General features: G+C 67.5%; 17 protein-coding genes. 9 read left to right on the top strand and 8 right to left on the bottom strand.

Annotated elements, in window-relative coordinates; genetic code table 11:
- The first annotated feature begins 369 nt into the window (after positions 1-369).
- The 5 genes from lpxK to QZM67_RS18865 all read left to right on the top strand — a co-directional run bounded on the left by lpxK (position 370) and on the right by QZM67_RS18865 (position 4387).
- Positions 370-1398 carry a tetraacyldisaccharide 4'-kinase gene (gene lpxK / locus QZM67_RS18885; RefSeq protein WP_301805721.1) on the top strand — a complete coding sequence of 343 codons (1029 nt, stop codon included), beginning with the start codon at positions 370-372 and terminating at the stop codon, positions 1396-1398.
- Positions 1379-1573 (top strand): Trm112 family protein, encoded by a 195-nt coding sequence (locus QZM67_RS18880; protein WP_010090898.1) that lies wholly within the window; start codon positions 1379-1381, stop codon positions 1571-1573. Before lpxK ends, QZM67_RS18880 begins: the two co-directional genes overlap by 20 nt.
- Before the next feature lie 111 nt (positions 1574-1684).
- Entirely contained in the window at positions 1685-2476 is a 792-nt protein-coding gene (gene kdsB, locus QZM67_RS18875) for a 3-deoxy-manno-octulosonate cytidylyltransferase (RefSeq protein WP_059665170.1), read from the top strand.
- Between the two features lie 208 nt (positions 2477-2684).
- Positions 2685-3347: an adenylate kinase gene (gene adk, locus QZM67_RS18870; protein ID WP_043190056.1), complete on the top strand. Its 663-nt coding sequence runs from the start codon at positions 2685-2687 to the stop codon at positions 3345-3347.
- Positions 3348-3628: 281 nt separating this feature from the next.
- Positions 3629-4387, top strand: coding sequence for an SDR family NAD(P)-dependent oxidoreductase (locus QZM67_RS18865; RefSeq protein WP_175021986.1), 759 nt, complete (start codon positions 3629-3631; stop codon positions 4385-4387).
- Between the two features lie 65 nt (positions 4388-4452).
- On the opposite strand, the gene QZM67_RS18860 is transcribed toward QZM67_RS18865, so the two are convergent.
- Positions 4453-5295 (bottom strand): SirB1 family protein, encoded by an 843-nt coding sequence (locus tag QZM67_RS18860; protein ID WP_043190258.1) that lies wholly within the window; start codon positions 5293-5295, stop codon positions 4453-4455.
- 8 nt (positions 5296-5303) lie between these two features.
- Positions 5304-6854 (bottom strand): murein biosynthesis integral membrane protein MurJ, encoded by a 1551-nt coding sequence (gene murJ / locus QZM67_RS18855; RefSeq protein WP_222106656.1) that lies wholly within the window; start codon positions 6852-6854, stop codon positions 5304-5306.
- Between the two features lie 304 nt (positions 6855-7158).
- Between murJ and rpsT the strand changes: the two genes are divergently transcribed.
- Positions 7159-7431: a 30S ribosomal protein S20 gene (rpsT, locus tag QZM67_RS18850; RefSeq protein WP_011352994.1), complete on the top strand. Its 273-nt coding sequence runs from the start codon at positions 7159-7161 to the stop codon at positions 7429-7431.
- Between the two features lie 153 nt (positions 7432-7584).
- Here the strand turns inward: rpsT and QZM67_RS18845 are convergent, their stop codons facing one another.
- Positions 7585-7905 (bottom strand): DUF3579 domain-containing protein, encoded by a 321-nt coding sequence (locus QZM67_RS18845; protein WP_043190063.1) that lies wholly within the window; start codon positions 7903-7905, stop codon positions 7585-7587.
- Between the two features lie 414 nt (positions 7906-8319).
- Between QZM67_RS18845 and argF the strand changes: the two genes are divergently transcribed.
- On the top strand, positions 8320-9249 hold the full coding sequence (argF, locus tag QZM67_RS18840; RefSeq protein ID WP_043190066.1) for an ornithine carbamoyltransferase: 930 nt from the start codon (positions 8320-8322) through the stop codon (positions 9247-9249).
- An 89-nt stretch (positions 9250-9338) separates the two neighbouring features.
- Here argF and murB read toward each other — a convergent pair whose 3' ends face one another.
- On the bottom strand, positions 9339-10388 hold the full coding sequence (gene murB, locus QZM67_RS18835; RefSeq protein WP_175021989.1) for a UDP-N-acetylmuramate dehydrogenase: 1050 nt from the start codon (positions 10386-10388) through the stop codon (positions 9339-9341).
- 137 nt (positions 10389-10525) lie between these two features.
- Here murB and QZM67_RS18830 point away from each other — a divergent pair, with 137 nt between their 5' ends.
- Complete coding sequence (locus tag QZM67_RS18830; protein WP_043190069.1) at positions 10526-11011, top strand: YajQ family cyclic di-GMP-binding protein; 486 nt, start codon at positions 10526-10528, stop codon at positions 11009-11011.
- A gap of 80 nt (positions 11012-11091) precedes the next feature.
- Here QZM67_RS18830 and plsY read toward each other — a convergent pair whose 3' ends face one another.
- Positions 11092-11730, bottom strand: a complete 639-nt coding sequence (gene plsY / locus QZM67_RS18825; RefSeq protein ID WP_043190071.1) for a glycerol-3-phosphate 1-O-acyltransferase PlsY — start codon at positions 11728-11730, stop codon at positions 11092-11094.
- Positions 11731-11838: 108 nt separating this feature from the next.
- The gene (gene ybaK / locus QZM67_RS18820) at positions 11839-12330 is read right to left on the bottom strand and encodes a Cys-tRNA(Pro) deacylase (protein WP_175021990.1); all 492 of its coding nucleotides are present in this window, start codon (positions 12328-12330) and stop codon (positions 11839-11841) included.
- A gap of 247 nt (positions 12331-12577) precedes the next feature.
- On the opposite strand from ybaK, the gene QZM67_RS18815 reads away from it, so the two are divergent.
- Positions 12578-14140, top strand: a complete 1563-nt coding sequence (locus QZM67_RS18815; RefSeq protein WP_301805711.1) for a class I adenylate-forming enzyme family protein — start codon at positions 12578-12580, stop codon at positions 14138-14140.
- 48 nt (positions 14141-14188) lie between these two features.
- Here QZM67_RS18815 and xerD read toward each other — a convergent pair whose 3' ends face one another.
- Together xerD and QZM67_RS18805 are read right to left on the bottom strand one after the other, a co-directional pair.
- Complete coding sequence (xerD, locus tag QZM67_RS18810) at positions 14189-15139, bottom strand: site-specific tyrosine recombinase XerD (RefSeq protein ID WP_043190077.1); 951 nt, start codon at positions 15137-15139, stop codon at positions 14189-14191.
- Positions 15139-15606 (bottom strand): methylated-DNA--[protein]-cysteine S-methyltransferase, encoded by a 468-nt coding sequence (locus QZM67_RS18805; RefSeq protein WP_175021992.1) that lies wholly within the window; start codon positions 15604-15606, stop codon positions 15139-15141. Before QZM67_RS18805 ends, xerD begins: the two co-directional genes overlap by 1 nt.
- Positions 15607-15639 lie beyond the last annotated feature (33 nt).

Raw genomic sequence — 15639 nt, 5'->3', positions numbered from 1 at the left:
CGCGGAAGGTGTCCACACTTTGGCAATCGTCGGCTTAAAACACGTGAAAACCGCGAAAAAAACCAGACGATTCCCGGTAACACATTGATTTTTATATATTTTTAAAACTTTCGAAACGATTCTCATCCGATTCGAAGCCCGCCCGGCGGGCGTTTGACGCAATCGAACGGGGGGTTTTTCACAGAGTTATCCACAAGCCGTCGCGATCCGTCCCCGTGCGCTGCGTCGGCCGGTCGCGCTTGCCGCGCCCGCCTGCGGCGCGCTAGAGTGCCGCCTTCCGCAGACCCCGCGGCATGCGCCGCCCAACGGAGAATCCGCCTTGACGAATCCGTCCCACGCCGCGGCGCACGACATGCCGCGCCCGGCCCGATGAGCGCGCCCGACGGCCCGCTCGCCCGGCTCGAAGCGCGCCTGACGCGCGAATGGCAGCGCCGCGGCGCACTCGCGTGGGCGCTCACGCCGTTCGCGTGCATGTTCGGCCTGTGCGCGGCGCTGCGCCGCACCGCCTACACGCAGGGCTGGAAGCAGCCGGTCGACGTCGGCGTGCCCGTCGTCGTGGTCGGCAACGTGACCGTCGGCGGCACCGGCAAGACGCCGACCGTGATCGCACTCGTCGATGCGTTGCGCGCGGCCGGCTTCACGCCCGGCATCGTGTCGCGCGGCTACGGCGCGAACGTGAAGGCGCCGACCGCGGTCACGCCCGCGTCGCGCGCCAGCGCGGGCGGCGACGAACCGCTCCTGATCGCGCGCCGCACCGGCGCGCCCGTCTGGGTCTGCCCCGATCGCGTCGCGGCCGCGCAGGCGCTGCGCGCCGCGCACCCGGACGTCGACGTGATCGTCAGCGACGACGGCCTGCAGCACTACCGCCTCGCGCGCACGGTCGAGCTCGTCGTGTTCGACCACCGGCTCGGCGGCAATGGCTTCCTGCTGCCGGCCGGGCCGTTGCGCGAGCCGCTGTCGCGGCACCGCGACGCCACGCTCGTCAACGATCCGTACAGCGGCGCGCTGCCGCCGTGGCCCGATACCTATTCGCTCGCGCTCACGCCGGGCGCCGCGTGGCACCTCGACCAGCCCGCGCTGCGCCGCCCGCTGTCGCAATTCGCGCACGAGCGCGTGCTCGCCGCGGCCGGCATCGGCGCGCCGGAACGCTTCTTCGCGACGCTGCGCGCGGCCGGTCTCGCGCCCGCAACCCGCGCGCTGCCCGACCACTACGCGTTCGCCGACAATCCGTTCGTCGACGACGCCGTCGATGCGATCCTGATCACCGAGAAGGATGCAGTAAAATTGGGCGCTTCCTGGCGCGACGCTCGACTGTGGGTCGTCCCCGTCGAAGCCGCGCTCGATCCTCGCCTCATTGCCCTCGTTGTGGAGAAACTCCGTGGACGCTCGCCTGCTTGAAATCCTTGTGTGCCCTATCTGCAAAGGCCCGCTCCACTATGACCGTGCCGCGCAGGAGCTGATCTGCAACGCGGACAAGCTCGCCTACCCGATCCGCGACGGCATCCCCGTGATGCTGGTCGACGAAGCGCGCCAGACCGTCGAAGGCACACCGGTCGACCCGGCCGGCCGCTAAGCCGCCCATCCCCGCCCGAGCCGCGGCCCGTCCGCGGCCAGGCGCCGAACCCCGCCGGGCGACCCGCGCCAGACGCGCCGCCCGCTCCGCTCTTTTCACCGCGCTTCCCCGATGACTCACCCGCAACCCTTCATCGCCGTCATTCCCGCCCGGCTCGCGTCGACGCGGCTCCCGAACAAGCCGCTCGCCGATCTCGGCGGCAAGCCGATGGTCGTGCGCGTCGCCGAGCGCGCGCGCGAAGCGGGCGCGCAACAGGTGCTGGTCGCGTCCGACGCGCAGAGCGTGCTCGATGCGGCGCGCGATCACGGCTTCGAAGCGGTGCTGACGCGTGCCGACCATCCGTCCGGCACCGACCGGCTCGCGGAAGTCGCGGCGACGTTCGGATGGAGCGACGACACCGTCGTCGTCAACGTACAGGGCGACGAGCCGCTGATCGACCCCGTGCTCGTGCGCGACGTAGCGTCGCACCTCGCCGCGCATCCGGCCTGCGCGATTGCGACGGCCGCCCACCCGATCCACGACGCGGCCGACGTGTTCAACCCGAATGTCGTGAAGGTCGCGCTCGATGCGCAGAGCGTCGCGCTGTACTTCTCGCGCGCGCCGATTCCGTGGAGCCGGGACGCGTACCAGCCGCACTGGCCCGACGTCGCAGCCATGCCTGCGCCGGCTTTTCCGGTCTACCGGCACATCGGCCTCTATGCGTATCGCGCGCGTTTCCTGCGCACGTATCCGACGCTTGCGCAGGCGCCGATCGAACAGGCCGAGCAGCTCGAACAGCTGCGCGCGCTGTGGCACGGCGAGCGTATCGCAGTGCTGATCACCGAGTCCGCGCCCGAAGCCGGAATCGACACGCCGGCCGATCTCGCACGCGTGCAGGCCCTTTTTCAGCCGGGATCAAAATAACCCGTGGCATAATCAGGCGATTGTGCGAGCCGTCCGCGACCAGCGCGTCCTCGCTTGACCCCGCCCGCGGCCCTGCCGGCAGCCGCGCGTCGCTCAACCCGACGCGCCGCATCAGACCGGTCCGCCACGCGCCAGGCAAGCCCCGCGCACGCCGTCGCCGGCGCTTTTTGCGTCTCGCCACACGAATCTACATACTGGAGATATCACCATGCGTTTGATCCTGTTGGGCGCGCCCGGCGCGGGAAAGGGCACCCAGGCAAACTTCATCAAGGAAAAGTTCGGCATCCCGCAAATCTCGACGGGCGACATGCTGCGCGCGGCTGTGAAGGCTGGCACGCCGCTCGGCGTCGAGGCGAAGGGCTACATGGACGCCGGCAAGCTCGTGCCGGACGCGCTGATCATCGGCCTCGTCAAGGAGCGCCTGAAGGAATCCGACTGCGCGAACGGCTATCTGTTCGACGGTTTCCCGCGCACGATCGCGCAGGCTGACGCGATGAAGGAAGCCGGCGTCGCGATCGACTACGTGCTCGAGATCGACGTGCCGTTCTCGGAAATCATCGAGCGCATGAGCGGCCGCCGCACGCACCCGGCATCGGGCCGCACGTACCACGTCAAGTTCAACCCGCCGAAGGTCGAAGGCCATGACGACGTGACGGGCGAGCCGCTGATCCAGCGCGACGACGACAAGGAAGAAACCGTCAAGAAGCGTCTCGAAGTGTACGAAGCGCAGACCAAGCCGCTGATCACGTACTACGGCGACTGGGCGCAACGCGGCGAGGAAAACGGCCTGAAGGCCCCGCAGTATCGCAAGATCTCGGGCCTCGGCGGCGTCGACGAGATCCGTGAGCGCGCGTTTGGCGCACTGAAGTAAGCAGCGCGTCGCGCACCCGCGAGCCGCCCTTTCCGGGCGGCTTTTTTTTGCCCGGACGGAATTCGCACGACCGTTCAGGTCTCGCCGCCGCCGGAGAGTGCCCCGTACAATCGGTCGAATGCCGGACTTGCCGGCATTCAACCAATCGTGCGGCATCGAACCAGGCAACGGCTTTGCGCGGAACCGCAACAGGCAACGGAGCGCCAGGGGGCGGTCGACCGCTTTGCATGGGACCTCCCTAGGCGCTAAAGCGCCAAGGGAGGTCGACACCGGAGACAGTCATGGAAATTCGCGGCAACGTATTTCTGATCACGGGCGGCGCATCGGGCCTCGGCGCCGGCACGGCGCGGATGCTCGCGCAGGCAGGCGGCACGGTCGTGCTCGCCGACCTGAACGACGCGGCGGGCACGGCGCTCGCGACCGAGCTCGGCGGCATCTTCGTGCATTGCGACGTGTCGAGCGAGGCCGACGCGCAGGCAGCCGTCGACGCGGCAACGCGCGCGGGCACGCTGCGCGGCCTCGTGAACTGCGCAGGCATCGCGCCCGCCGCGAAGACCGTCGGCAAGGACGGCGCGCATCCGCTCGACGTGTTCGCAAAAACGATCAACGTGAACCTCGTCGGCACGTTCAACATGATCCGGCTCGCCGCCGCCGCGATGGCCGCCACTGCGCCGACCGCGGAAGGCGAGCGCGGCGTGATCGTGAGTACCGCGTCGGTTGCCGCATTCGACGGACAGATCGGCCAGGCCGCGTACGCGGCATCGAAAGCCGGCGTCGCAGGCATGACGCTGCCGATCGCGCGCGACCTGTCGCGCAGCGGCATCCGCGTGATGACGATCGCGCCCGGCCTGTTCGAGACGCCGATGCTGCTCGGCATGCCGCAGGACGTGCAGGACGCGCTCGGCGCGATGGTGCCGTTCCCGCCGCGGCTCGGCAAACCGGCCGAATACGCGCTGCTGGTGCGCCAGATCGTCGAGAATCCGATGCTCAACGGCGAAGTGATCCGCCTCGACGGCGCGATCCGGATGCAGCCGAAATAAGCACAAAAAAACGCCCGCAGCGCGGGCGTTTTTCATTCAGGGTGCCGGCAAAGCACGGCGGCGGCTCAGTCCTCGCCGTCGCGCTGCATCCGCTGCCGCAATTCGGTCACCTGCGACTCGACGACAGTGGCGTCGTCCGCGTCCGGCCGCTCGCCGAGATACTGCTCGAGATCCTCGAGCGCGGGCCGCAGGTAATCGAGCCGCGCATACGCAAAACCGCGGTCGCGGACTTCGTCGAGGTGCTCGGGCAACAGGATCACGAGCCGCTGCTGCACCGCGAGCAGCCGCTGCCAGCGTTCCGTCTGAAGATAGATCGTCTTCAGGTTGCGCAGCATCCGCGCGATGATCTCGCGGCTCGTCGCCGGCTGCAGTAGCGCGCGCAACGCGCTGTCGACCGCACCGGCCGCACGCGCGACGTACGGCTCGAGCATCTCGACCATCTCGGCTTCAGACAACGAATGACCGTTGGCCGGATCGATGATCAGGTCACCATCCGGCAGCGTGACGCGCAGCAGGAAATGACCGGGGAACGATACGCCCCGCGCCGGCACGCCGATCTGCTCGGCGAGTTCCAGGTACAGCACCGACAGCGAGATCGGAATCCCGCGCCGCCGCTTCAGCACGGCGTTCAGGTGGCTGTTATCGGGGTCGTAGTAATCGTTGTGGTTGCACGCGAAGCCGAGCTCGCGGAAGAAGAAATCGTTCAGCGCGGCGACGCGGCCCTTCAGGTCCGTATCGTCGGCGAACCGCCGGCGCAGCCGCGCCGCCAGCATGTCGAGTTCGGCCAGCGTGCCCTGCAGGTCGAGGTCGGGATACGCGTCCTGCGCCAGCGACAGCGCCGCTTCCGTGACGGGCAGGCTGTCGTCGTCCGCCACGAGCGTGCTGAAGTAGTCGAGGACGCGGGTCATTGCGGTCGTCACTTGGCGCGCCTTCTGAAGTAAGCGTATTTGAAGCCCATCACCCACAACATACCGAAATATAGTGCAGCGAACAGCACGAGGCACGCGGCCATCAGCGCGATGCGATCGAGCGGCTGCGCGCGCATCCCGGTCCAGTCGAAGCTGATCGACAGCCAGTGCATCAGGCCCGCGAGCACGAGCGCCGCACCGATCAACTGCACGAAGAAGCGCAGCCAGCCCGGCGACGGCTGGTAGATGCCGCGCTTGCGCAGCCCGATGAACAGCAGCAGCGAGTTCAGGCACGCGCCGACACCGATGCTCAGCGTCAGGCCCGCGTGGCCGATCAGCGGCACGAACACGTAGTTCGAGATCTGCGTGACGATCAGCACGCCGATCGCGATCTTCACGGGCGTCTTGATGTCCTGCTTCGCGTAGAAGCCTGGCGCGAGGATCTTGATCAGGATGATGCCGACAAGGCCGATCCCGTAGGTCGCCAGCGCGCGCGCGACCATCGTCACGGTATGCGCGTCGAACTTGCCGTAGTTGAACAGGGTCGCGGTGAGCGGCGTCGCGAAGAAGAACAGCGCGAGCGCGCTCGGTGCCGCGAGCAGGAACGTGACGCGCAGCCCCCAGTCGAGCAGCGCCGAATACTCGTGCGAATCGGCGTCGACGTGCGCCTTCGACAGGCTAGGCAGCAGGATCGTGCCGAGCGCGACGCCGAGCAGCGCCGTCGGGAATTCCATCAGGCGGTCGGCGTAGTTGATCCACGACACGGCGCCCTGCCCGAGCCGCGACGCGATGTTCGTGTTGATGATCAGCGACAGTTGCGCGACCGACACCGCGAACGTCGCGGGCACCATCTTCGCGAGCACGCGCTTCACGCCCGGGTGGCGCAGCGCGCGCAGCGGGTTGAAGCCGATCAGCGGCACCATGTCGATCTTCTTCAGGCCCGGCAGCTGCACGAGGAACTGCAGCACGCCGCCGACGATCACGGCCCATGCGAGCGCGAACACCGGCACCTTCAGGTGCGGCGCGACGAACACGGCCGCGGCGATGAACGCGACGTTGAGCAGCACCGGCGCGAACGCGGGCAACGAGAAGCTCTTGTACGTGTTCAGCACGCCGGAGGCGAGCGTCGTCAGCGAGATGAATACGATGTACGGGAACATGATCCGCGTCATCGTGACCGCGAGCGGAAACGCCTGCCCGTCGGTATGCAGGCCGGACGCGACCGCGAACACGACCCACGACGCGCCGGCGATCCCGAAGACCGACAGCACGGCAAGCGCCCACGCGAGCACGGTCGACATCGCGTCGACAAGCGCTTTCGTGGCGTCATGCCCCTGCTGGTTCTTGAACTCGGCGAGGATCGGCACGAACGCCTGCGAGAACGCGCCTTCGGCAGACAGGCGGCGCAGCAGGTTCGGGATACGGAAGGCGACGTAGAACGCGTCGGTATATTGACTGGCACCGAACGCACGGGCGATCAGTGTCTCGCGGGCCAGTCCGGTCACGCGCGACAGCAGCGTGAAGCCGCTGACCGTCAGCAGGGCTCGGAATAGATTCATGGGGCGCTTATTATACGGACGTTGCGCGACCCGGCCAGCGGCCGATGCCGAAAAGCACGCACGCCGATGGCGCCCCGTCCGGCAGATGTCACGTCGAACTTGCCACGCGCTTGATTTTGTTGCTATAATCGCCGGTTTCTGGGCTCGTACATGCACGGCAACTGCCGTTTTCATGTCCCGGCCTCGGTTAAAATCACCGTTTTTTATGCGCCCCTGGGCAATCGCTCTCAGGGGACGGATCGAAAAGCAGCGCTTGGCCGTCTAGGCTCCAAGCTCTGGAAACAGGACAGGATAAGGAACCGTCATGGCTAACTCCGCACAAGCACGCAAGCGCGCCCGCCAGGCCGCGAAGGCAAATTCGCACAACTCGGCGCTGCGCTCGAAATTCCGTACCGCAATCAAGGCTGTTCGCAAGGCTGTCGATGCCGGCGATCAAGCAAAGGCTGCCGATCTGTTCAAGGCTGCCGTGAAGACGATCGACACGATCGCTGACAAGAAGATCGTTCACAAGAACAAGGCCGCTCGCAGCAAGAGCCGCCTCGCCGCAGCCGTCAAAGGCCTGCAGGCAGCAGCGTAAATCCGGCGCGCCCGCTTCCGCGGGCGTTCCTGTTTCCTGCGATCGCAAAAAAGCCCGCCTAGGCGGGCTTTTTTGCCTGTGTCGCCGAGATCGGCAACGATGCAGGCGAACAACCGGGGCCCGGCGCTGCGCGCGCCCCCGCCCGTCCGCTTCTTACTTCTTCTCGCTGTAGTCCGGCAGTTCGCACGCCTCGGTGACGACGAGGTTGTTGTCCTTCGCGAAATTCAGCACGAAATCGAACGCCATCGGCTCGACGTCGCGCAGCCGGGAATCGAGGATCACGCATTTCAGGTCGCCGAGCATCGTCGGACGCACGTAGAGCGAATACTGGAGACGCGCGTTCCGCCCGCTCGCCCCCGGCCCGAAGCAGGCCATCACACCGGCCAGACGTTCCGACCAGTCGCTCGGGCGAAACTTTTTCCCGTCTTTCGTGATGCCCTGGATGAAGAATTCGGTCGGAGGGGTTTCAGCCATGTGGTTACCCAAGTGACGGCCCGGCGATGTCCAGGCAACGGCGCCTGGATACGCGAACACAAAGCTGAAACGGACGGCGGCACGAGCATTCCGATATCCCGAAAACGGGACGTCGACGCGCGCCGCCGGTAGACTGCACCGAATTTGTGCAGCGCACGGCTTGTGTCCGGCAGAGCGCGAGGAGGCTTGCCTGCCGGGCTGGAGAAAACTTTCGAATTATACCGCAGCGCGCCATCGCGCGCCGTCCCGACACCCCTCCTCCTGCACTGCCAGGCGCGTGCGGCGATCGTGCCCCGCTTCTCTCCACGGCTCGTCAAAGCACAGAAAATCCTTTATGCTGCTTTGAGTTATCCACACCCGACGGCGGCGCCGTCCGGCCTCGCTGCCGGGTGACATCCCGCCGTATCCTGCTTCATGACCGCCAAAACCATTCGTCACTACCTGCAGTTCAAGGATTTCTCGCTGGAAGACTACGAGTACGTGCTGGAGCGCACGGGTATCCTGAAGCGCAAGTTCAAGAACTACGAGACCTACCACCCGCTGCACGACCGCACGCTCGCGATGATCTTCGAGAAGAGCTCGACGCGCACGCGCCTGTCGTTCGAGGCCGGGATCTTCCAGCTCGGCGGCCATGCCGTCTTCATGAGCACGCGCGACACGCAGCTCGGCCGCGGCGAACCCGTCGAGGATTCCGCGCAGGTCATCTCGCGGATGGTCGACATCATCATGATCCGCACGTTCGAGCAGGAGGTCATCAAGCGTTTCGCGGACAATTCCCGCGTACCGGTGATCAACGGCCTGACGAACGAGTACCACCCGTGCCAGGTGCTCGCCGACATCTTCACGTACTACGAGCACCGCGGCCCGATCGCCGGCAAGACCGTCGCGTGGGTCGGCGATGCGAACAACATGCTCTACACGTGGATCGAAGCCGCGCAGATCCTCGGCTTCAAGCTGCGCCTGTCCACGCCGCCCGGCTACGCGCTCGACATGAAGCTCGTGTCGCCCGACAGCGCACCGTTCTACGAGGTGTTCGACGATCCGAACGAAGCGTGCAAGGGCGCCGATCTCGTCACCACCGACGTGTGGACGAGCATGGGCTTCGAAGCCGAGAACGAGGCCCGCATGCAGGCGTTCGCCGACTGGTGCGTCGACGAGGAAATGATGGGCCACGCGAATCCGGACGCCCTCTTCATGCACTGCCTGCCCGCCCACCGCGGCGAGGAAGTGACGGCCGGCGTGATCGACGGCCCGCAGAGCGTCGTGTGGGACGAAGCGGAAAACCGCCTGCACGTGCAGAAGGCACTGATGGAGTTCCTGCTGCTCGGCCGCCTCAAGCACTGACGCGCCGGCACCGGGCAATCCATGAAAAAGCGCCGATCGACGATCGGCGCTTTTTGTTTGGGCGCGCGAAACGCTGCGTGAAACCCGTGTTACAGGCAGACCGGTTCCGGCTCGAGCTCGACGCCGAATTGCGCACGCACGTCGGCCTGGATCGCCCGTGCCAGCGCGAGCACGTCGGCGCCCGTCGCGCCGCCGCGATTGACGAGCACGAGCGCCTGGCGGTCGTGCACGGCCGCCGCGCCCAGCGCGCGCCCCTTCCAGCCGCAGCGGTCGATCAGCCAGCCGGCCGCGAGCTTGACCTGCCCGTCCGGCTGCGGATACGACACGACCTCGGGTGCGCGCCCGCGCAGCGCGTCGAACTGCGCGGCATCGATCACCGGGTTCTTGAAGAAACTGCCCGCGTTGCCGAGCACGAGCGGATCGGGCAGCTTCGCGCGGCGGATCGCGACGACCGCGTCGAACACGTCGCGCGGCGTGGCCGCCTCGGGTGCGATGCCGTGCGCGTCGAGTTCGCGCGTGACGTCCGCGTAGCCGAGCCGCGACGCCCATTGCTTCGGCAGCCGGAACGTCACCGATACGATCGCGAACCGGCCGCGCCCTTCCCGCTTGAAAAAGCTGTCGCGATAGCCGAACGCGCAGCGCGCGGCGTCAAAGTGCTCGCTGCGACCCGTCGCCAGCTCGACCGCGACCAGGGAGTCGAAATACGCCTTCATCTCGAGGCCGTATGCGCCGATGTTCTGGATCGGCGCGGCGCCGACCGTGCCCGGAATCAGCGCGAGGTTCTCGAGGCCCGGCATCCCGTGCTCGAGCGTCCAGGCGACGAATGCGTGCCAGTTCTCGCCGCCGCCGGCCTCGACGTACCACGCGTCGTCGTCCTCGCGCACGACGCGGCGGCCCGCGATCTCGTCGAGCAGCACGACGCCGTCGAAATCGCGCGTGAACACGACGTTACTGCCGCCGCCGAGTACGAGCTGCGGCAGGTTCGCGATGCGCGGGTCGCGGTGGAGCGCCTCGAACTGCGACGCATGCGTGACGCACGCGGCAAAGCGCGCGGTCGCGGCGATGCCGAACGTGTTGTGCGCGGTGAGCGGATGGTCGGGAAGCAGCGACAGGGCGGAATCGTCAGGAGGCATCGGCATTCGCGGTCACGTCCGCCCGGGGGGCGCATGGCCGGCCTTGGGCAAACGGAGGGGCATCGGTAAAATGGCAAACAGTCCGCAATTATAGCGAGTGCCCGCGCGCGAGCCGGGTGCCCGCATCTCAAGGGAGGAATGCCATGCCATCGTTCGACGTCGTTTCCGAAGCGAACATGATTGAAGTGAAGAATGCCATCGAGCAGTCGAACAAGGAAATTTCGACGCGCTTCGACTTCAAGGGCTCCGACGCGCGCGTCGAGCAAAAGGAGCGCGAGCTGACGCTGTTCGCCGATGACGATTTCAAGCTCGGCCAGGTCAAGGACGTGCTGATCAGCAAGCTGGCCAAGCGCAACGTCGACGTGCGCTTCCTCGACTACGGCAAGGTCGAGAAGATCGGCGGCGACAAGGTCAAGCAGATCGTCACCGTGAAGAAAGGCGTGACCGGCGATCTCGCGAAGAAGATCGTGCGGCTCGTGAAGGACAGCAAGATCAAGGTGCAGGCGAGCATCCAGGGCGACGCGGTGCGCGTGAACGGCACGAAGCGCGACGACCTGCAAAGCGTGATCGCAATGCTGCGCAAGGACGTGACCGACACGCCGCTCGACTTCAACAACTTCCGCGACTGATCGCCAGACGATCCGTCACGTCATCCTGCCGGGGCCCCGCACACGCGGCGCGCCCGGCATGCGGCAAGCGCCGCGCCTCCTCAGGCCTTCCCGCCGCCCTGCGCGCCGCCGTCCGCGGCCGCCTTCTTCTTGTCGCCGATCCGGCTCTCCTGCCCCGCCAGCAGCTTCGAAATGTTGCCGCGGTGACGCCACACGAGCAGCACGCTCATCGCGAGCACGGCCCACGCGACCGGGTTGTGGCCCGTGCCGAACAGGAATACGTCGAACACCGGCGCGAACACGGCCGCCACCAGCGCCGCGAGCGACGAATAGCGGAAGAAGAACGCGACGATCAGCCAGGTCAGCGCGGTCGCGAGCCCGAGCACCGGGTGCACCGCGAGCAGCACGCCGGCCGCGGTCGCGACGCCCTTGCCGCCCTGGAAGCGGAAGAACACCGGGTACAGGTGGCCGAGGAACACGGCGATCGCGACCCAAGCGACCGCAACCTCGGGCAGGCCGAAGTGCCGCGCGAGCCAGACGGCAATCCAGCCCTTGAACGCGTCGCCGACGAGCGTCAGGATCGCGGCCTTCTTGTTGCCGCTGCGCAGCACGTTGGTCGCGCCGGGATTCTTCGACCCGTACGAACGCGGGTCGGCCAGGCCCATCGCGCCACTGACGACGACGGCGAACGACACCGAACCGATCAGGTAGGCAATGAGGGCGGCGAGCAGGATCTGCATGCGGAGGACTCTTCTTTCAACGTATCGGTAAAGGGACGGCTGCGCGTGGCAGGCCGAAACGGCGCCCATTCTACCGAACGCGCGCAGCCTGCCACGAAGGTGAAACCCTCAGTCGACGCTCGCGCACTGCACGGGCTGCGCGCCGAGCACTGACGTGAGCACCGCCGGCGCGAGACTGACGAGGTAGCCGCGACGGCCGCCGTTCAGGTAGATCGTCGGCAGCTCGAGGATCGTCGCCTCGACGTAGACGGGCATCGTCTTGCGCGTGCCGAACGGCGACGTGCCGCCGACGAGATAGCCGGAATGGCGGTTCGCGACCTCGGGCTTGCACGGCTCGACGCGCTTCACGCCGATCTGCCGCGCGAGGTTCTTCGTCGATACGGTGCGGTCGCCGTGCATCAGCACGATCAGCGGCTTCGCATGCTCATCTTCCATCACGAGCGTCTTCACGACGCTGTGCTCGTCGACGCCGAGCTGGCGCGCCGATTCACCGGTGCCGCCGTGCTCGACGTAGTCGTACGGATGCTCGCCGAACACAATACCGTTGCGGCGCAGCAATTGAGTTGCAGGGGTTTCGGACACATGCTTGGATTTGCTCATGATGGCATTTTAATGGTGAACGACCGTCGGGCGCGCAATGGCGCGCTCGCGCCCGCACCGGCGGTATACTCACGGCCCGTTTTTCACCGGGCGGCCCGCTGCGTCGCCGCGACGATTCCATCCATCATCATTGCGGACATCGCGAAGCGCTATTGCCCGAATGGCCGATTGTGGCGCGCGTGCCGTCATGGCACGATCGTTCGCAAACTTCAACGCGCCGCCGCCCGGCCCCTCTTCTGGAGACGCCATGACCTCGCCCTCCCGCTCATCCGAGCCGCTCGACGTCGATGCACTGCTCGCCGCGCTGCCCCGCCGCATCGCCGACGTGCCCGCACGCTGGGCCGCGCAGGAGCCCGCGCATCCGGCACTGATCGAGGACGCTCGCCGCCTGTCGTACGGCGAGCTGTCGCAGGCCGTCGATGCGGCGGCCGCTCGGCTCGCCAACCTCGGCGTGCAAGGCGGCGACCGCGTGATGATCGTCGCCGAAAACTGCGTCGCGCAGATCGTGCTGCTGTTCGCGGTCGCACGCCTCGACGCATGGGCACTCATGTCGAACGCGCGGCTGTCGGCCAGCGAACTCGACGCGATCGCCGCGCACGCGCGCCCGAAACTGATCGCGTTCACCACCGACGCATCGCCCGACGCGCGCACCCATGCCGCACGGCACGGCGCGACGCCTGCCGGCCCGCTGCCGGTCGACATCGGCGCGTGGTCGTATCGCGTCGACACGAGCGCGCCGGGCGAACCGGTCGCTGCCGACGGTGCCGCGCAATGCGCGGCGCTGATCTACACGACCGGCACGACCGGCACGCCGAAAGGCGTGATGCTGTCGCATCGCAACCTGCTGTTCATCGCGGCCACATCAAGCACGCTGCGTCGCGTGTCGCCCGACGACGTCGTCTACACGGTGCTGCCCGTGTCGCACGTGTACGGGCTCGCGTCGGTCTGCCTCGGCAGCCTGTACGCGGGCGCGACGCTGCGGCTCGTCCCGCGCTTCTCGCCGGAAGCCGTGCGCGTCGCGCTCGCCGACGAAGGCGTCACGATCTTCCAGGGCGTGCCCGCGATGCACGCGAAGCTGCTCGAACACCTGCACACGCACGGCCACGCATGGCGCGCACCGCGCCTGCGCTTCGCGTATTCGGGCGGCTCGCCGCTCGACGCGAACCTGAAGACACGTGTCGAGCGCCTGTACGGCGTGCCGCTGCACAACGGCTACGGGATGACCGAAAGCAGCCCGACGATCACGCAGACGCCGCTCGACGCGCCGCGCACCGACAGCTCGGTCGGCGTGCCGATTCCCGGTGTGGAGATGCGGATCGTCGCGCCGGACGGCACCGACGTGCCGCCGGGTGAAGTCGGCGAGATCCGCGTGCGCGGGCCGAACGTGATGCTCGGCTACTACCGCAACGCGGACGCCACGCGCGCGGCCGTGTCGCCGGACGGCTGGCTGAGCACCGGCGATCTCGCGCGGCAGGAAGCGGACGGCGCGGTGACCATCGCGGGCCGCAGCAAGGAGCTGATCATCCGGTCGGGCTTCAACGTCTATCCGGTCGAAGTCGAACAGGTGCTGAACGCACATCCGGACGTCGTGCAGGCGGCCGTCATCGGCCGCGCGGTCGAAGGCAACGAGGAAGTGCTCGCGTTCGTCGAGCTGGTGCCCGGCGCGACGGCGGACGAAGCGGCATTGCACGCATGGTGTGCGGAACGGCTCGCGCCTTACAAGCGCCCCGCGCACCTGCGCGTGCTCGACGCGCTGCCGGCCGCGTCGACGGGCAAGGTGCTGAAGCACAAGCTGCGCGAGCTGGTCTGACCCAGGCGGGCCGCTGCGCCCGCCAACGCCCGCGCAGCGAAGCGTGCGCTAACCGCGCGGGTGGTGTTCCGCGTGCAGCGTCTTCAGCCGCTCGCGCGCGACGTGCGTATAGATCTGCGTGGTCGAGATGTCGCTGTGACCGAGCAGCAATTGCACGACGCGCAGGTCGGCGCCGTGGTTCAGCAGGTGCGTCGCGAATGCGTGCCGCAGCGTGTGCGGCGACAGGTGCGCACGCACGTCCGCGTGCTGCGCGTGGCGCTTGATGATGTTCCAGAACTGCTGGCGCGTCATCCCGTCGCCGCGCGCGGTCACGAACAGCGCATCGGCCGCGCGCGCGCCGAGCAGCGCCGGCCGCGCATCGCGCAGATAGCGCTCGATCCAGCCGTGCGCGACTTCGCCGAACGGCACGAGCCGCTCCTTCGAGCCCTTGCCCATCACGCGCACGACGCCCTCGTTGAGCCCGACCTCGACGGTCTTCAGCATCACGAGCTCGCTCACGCGCAGCCCGCTCGCATACATCAGCTCGAGCATCGTGCGATCGCGCAGGCCGAGCGGCGTGTCGATGTCGGGCGCGCCGAGCAGCGCCTCGACCTGCGCCTCCGACAACGTCGACGGAAACCGGGCGGCCTGCTTCGCGGACGTGATCCGCAACGTCGGGTCGGCGCTCGCGCGATGCTCGCGCACGGCCCAGCCGTAATAACGCCGGAACACGGACAACCGCCGGTTCGACGACGTCGCCTTGCCGTCGCTGCGCGCGGCGATGTAGCCCGTCACCATCGTTTCGTCGACCGAATCGAGTGGCGCGTCGTGCGTCTCTGCCAGCCATTGGGAAAACAGCACCAGATCGCGCCGGTACGCGTCGAGCGTATTGCGCGCGAGCCCATGCTCGAGCCACAACGCATCGCAAAACACGTCGATCGACGCGCGGCTCGCCAGCAGCGCGGGGGACGCCGCGGCGGCATCGCCGTCGGCTTCGGGGGAAATCAGCGATTCACTCATCAGTACGGCACGCCCTCGTGCGCCAGCAGCCAGCGCTTCACTTTCTGGTAATAGCCGTTGTCGTCGTGGTTCGCGAAGCCGCCGAGGCCGCCCGCCGCGACGACGCGATGGCACGGGATCACGAGCGGGAAGTAGTTCGCGCCGCACGCCTGGCCGACCGCGCGCGGCGCGCTGCCGATCCGCTTCGCGACCTGTCCGTAGGTCAGCACCGTGCCGGGCGGGATATCGCTGATCACGTCCCACACGCGGTGCTGGAACGCGCTGCCGACTTCGGCAAGCGGCAGGTCGAAGCGCGCCGACGCGCGCTCGAAATAACGTTCGATCTGCTTGACCGCGCGCTTCGCGAGCGGCGAATCCGGTTCGAGCGACTTCACCGATTCGGGCAGGTAGACGATCTCGCGCACCACCGCGGCGTCCGTGCGGATGCCGACCTTGCCGAACGGCGCGTCGATGACTGCATTGAACATGGCCCTCTCCTGACCGATGGATGCACGCGGCAC

Source organism: Burkholderia sp. AU45251 (assembly GCF_030482905.1).
Classification (GTDB): domain Bacteria; phylum Pseudomonadota; class Gammaproteobacteria; order Burkholderiales; family Burkholderiaceae; genus Burkholderia; species Burkholderia aenigmatica.
The sequence above is the reverse complement of the archived record's forward strand: the minus strand, read 5'-3'. Positions and strand labels throughout refer to the sequence as shown.

Excerpts from the sequence above, each read along its gene's own strand:
- plsY (WP_043190071.1), bottom strand. The coding sequence starts at position 11,730 with ATGCAGATCCTGCTCGCCGCCCTCATTGCCTACCTGATCGGTTCGGTG.
- QZM67_RS18865 (WP_175021986.1), top strand. The coding sequence starts at position 3,629 with ATGGAAATTCGCGGCAACGTATTTCTGATCACGGGCGGCGCATCGGGC.
- QZM67_RS18815 (WP_301805711.1), top strand. The coding sequence starts at position 12,578 with ATGACCTCGCCCTCCCGCTCATCCGAGCCGCTCGACGTCGATGCACTG.
- QZM67_RS18805 (WP_175021992.1), bottom strand. The coding sequence starts at position 15,606 with ATGTTCAATGCAGTCATCGACGCGCCGTTCGGCAAGGTCGGCATCCGC.
- QZM67_RS18845 (WP_043190063.1), bottom strand. The coding sequence starts at position 7,905 with ATGGCTGAAACCCCTCCGACCGAATTCTTCATCCAGGGCATCACGAAA.
- murB (WP_175021989.1), bottom strand. The coding sequence starts at position 10,388 with ATGCCGATGCCTCCTGACGATTCCGCCCTGTCGCTGCTTCCCGACCAT.
- argF (WP_043190066.1), top strand. The coding sequence starts at position 8,320 with ATGACCGCCAAAACCATTCGTCACTACCTGCAGTTCAAGGATTTCTCG.
- xerD (WP_043190077.1), bottom strand. The coding sequence starts at position 15,139 with ATGAGTGAATCGCTGATTTCCCCCGAAGCCGACGGCGATGCCGCCGCG.
- murJ (WP_222106656.1), bottom strand. The coding sequence starts at position 6,854 with ATGAATCTATTCCGAGCCCTGCTGACGGTCAGCGGCTTCACGCTGCTG.
- ybaK (WP_175021990.1), bottom strand. The coding sequence starts at position 12,330 with ATGAGCAAATCCAAGCATGTGTCCGAAACCCCTGCAACTCAATTGCTG.
- adk (WP_043190056.1), top strand. The coding sequence starts at position 2,685 with ATGCGTTTGATCCTGTTGGGCGCGCCCGGCGCGGGAAAGGGCACCCAG.
- lpxK (WP_301805721.1), top strand. The coding sequence starts at position 370 with ATGAGCGCGCCCGACGGCCCGCTCGCCCGGCTCGAAGCGCGCCTGACG.
- QZM67_RS18860 (WP_043190258.1), bottom strand. The coding sequence starts at position 5,295 with ATGACCCGCGTCCTCGACTACTTCAGCACGCTCGTGGCGGACGACGAC.
- kdsB (WP_059665170.1), top strand. The coding sequence starts at position 1,685 with ATGACTCACCCGCAACCCTTCATCGCCGTCATTCCCGCCCGGCTCGCG.
- rpsT (WP_011352994.1), top strand. The coding sequence starts at position 7,159 with ATGGCTAACTCCGCACAAGCACGCAAGCGCGCCCGCCAGGCCGCGAAG.
- QZM67_RS18830 (WP_043190069.1), top strand. The coding sequence starts at position 10,526 with ATGCCATCGTTCGACGTCGTTTCCGAAGCGAACATGATTGAAGTGAAG.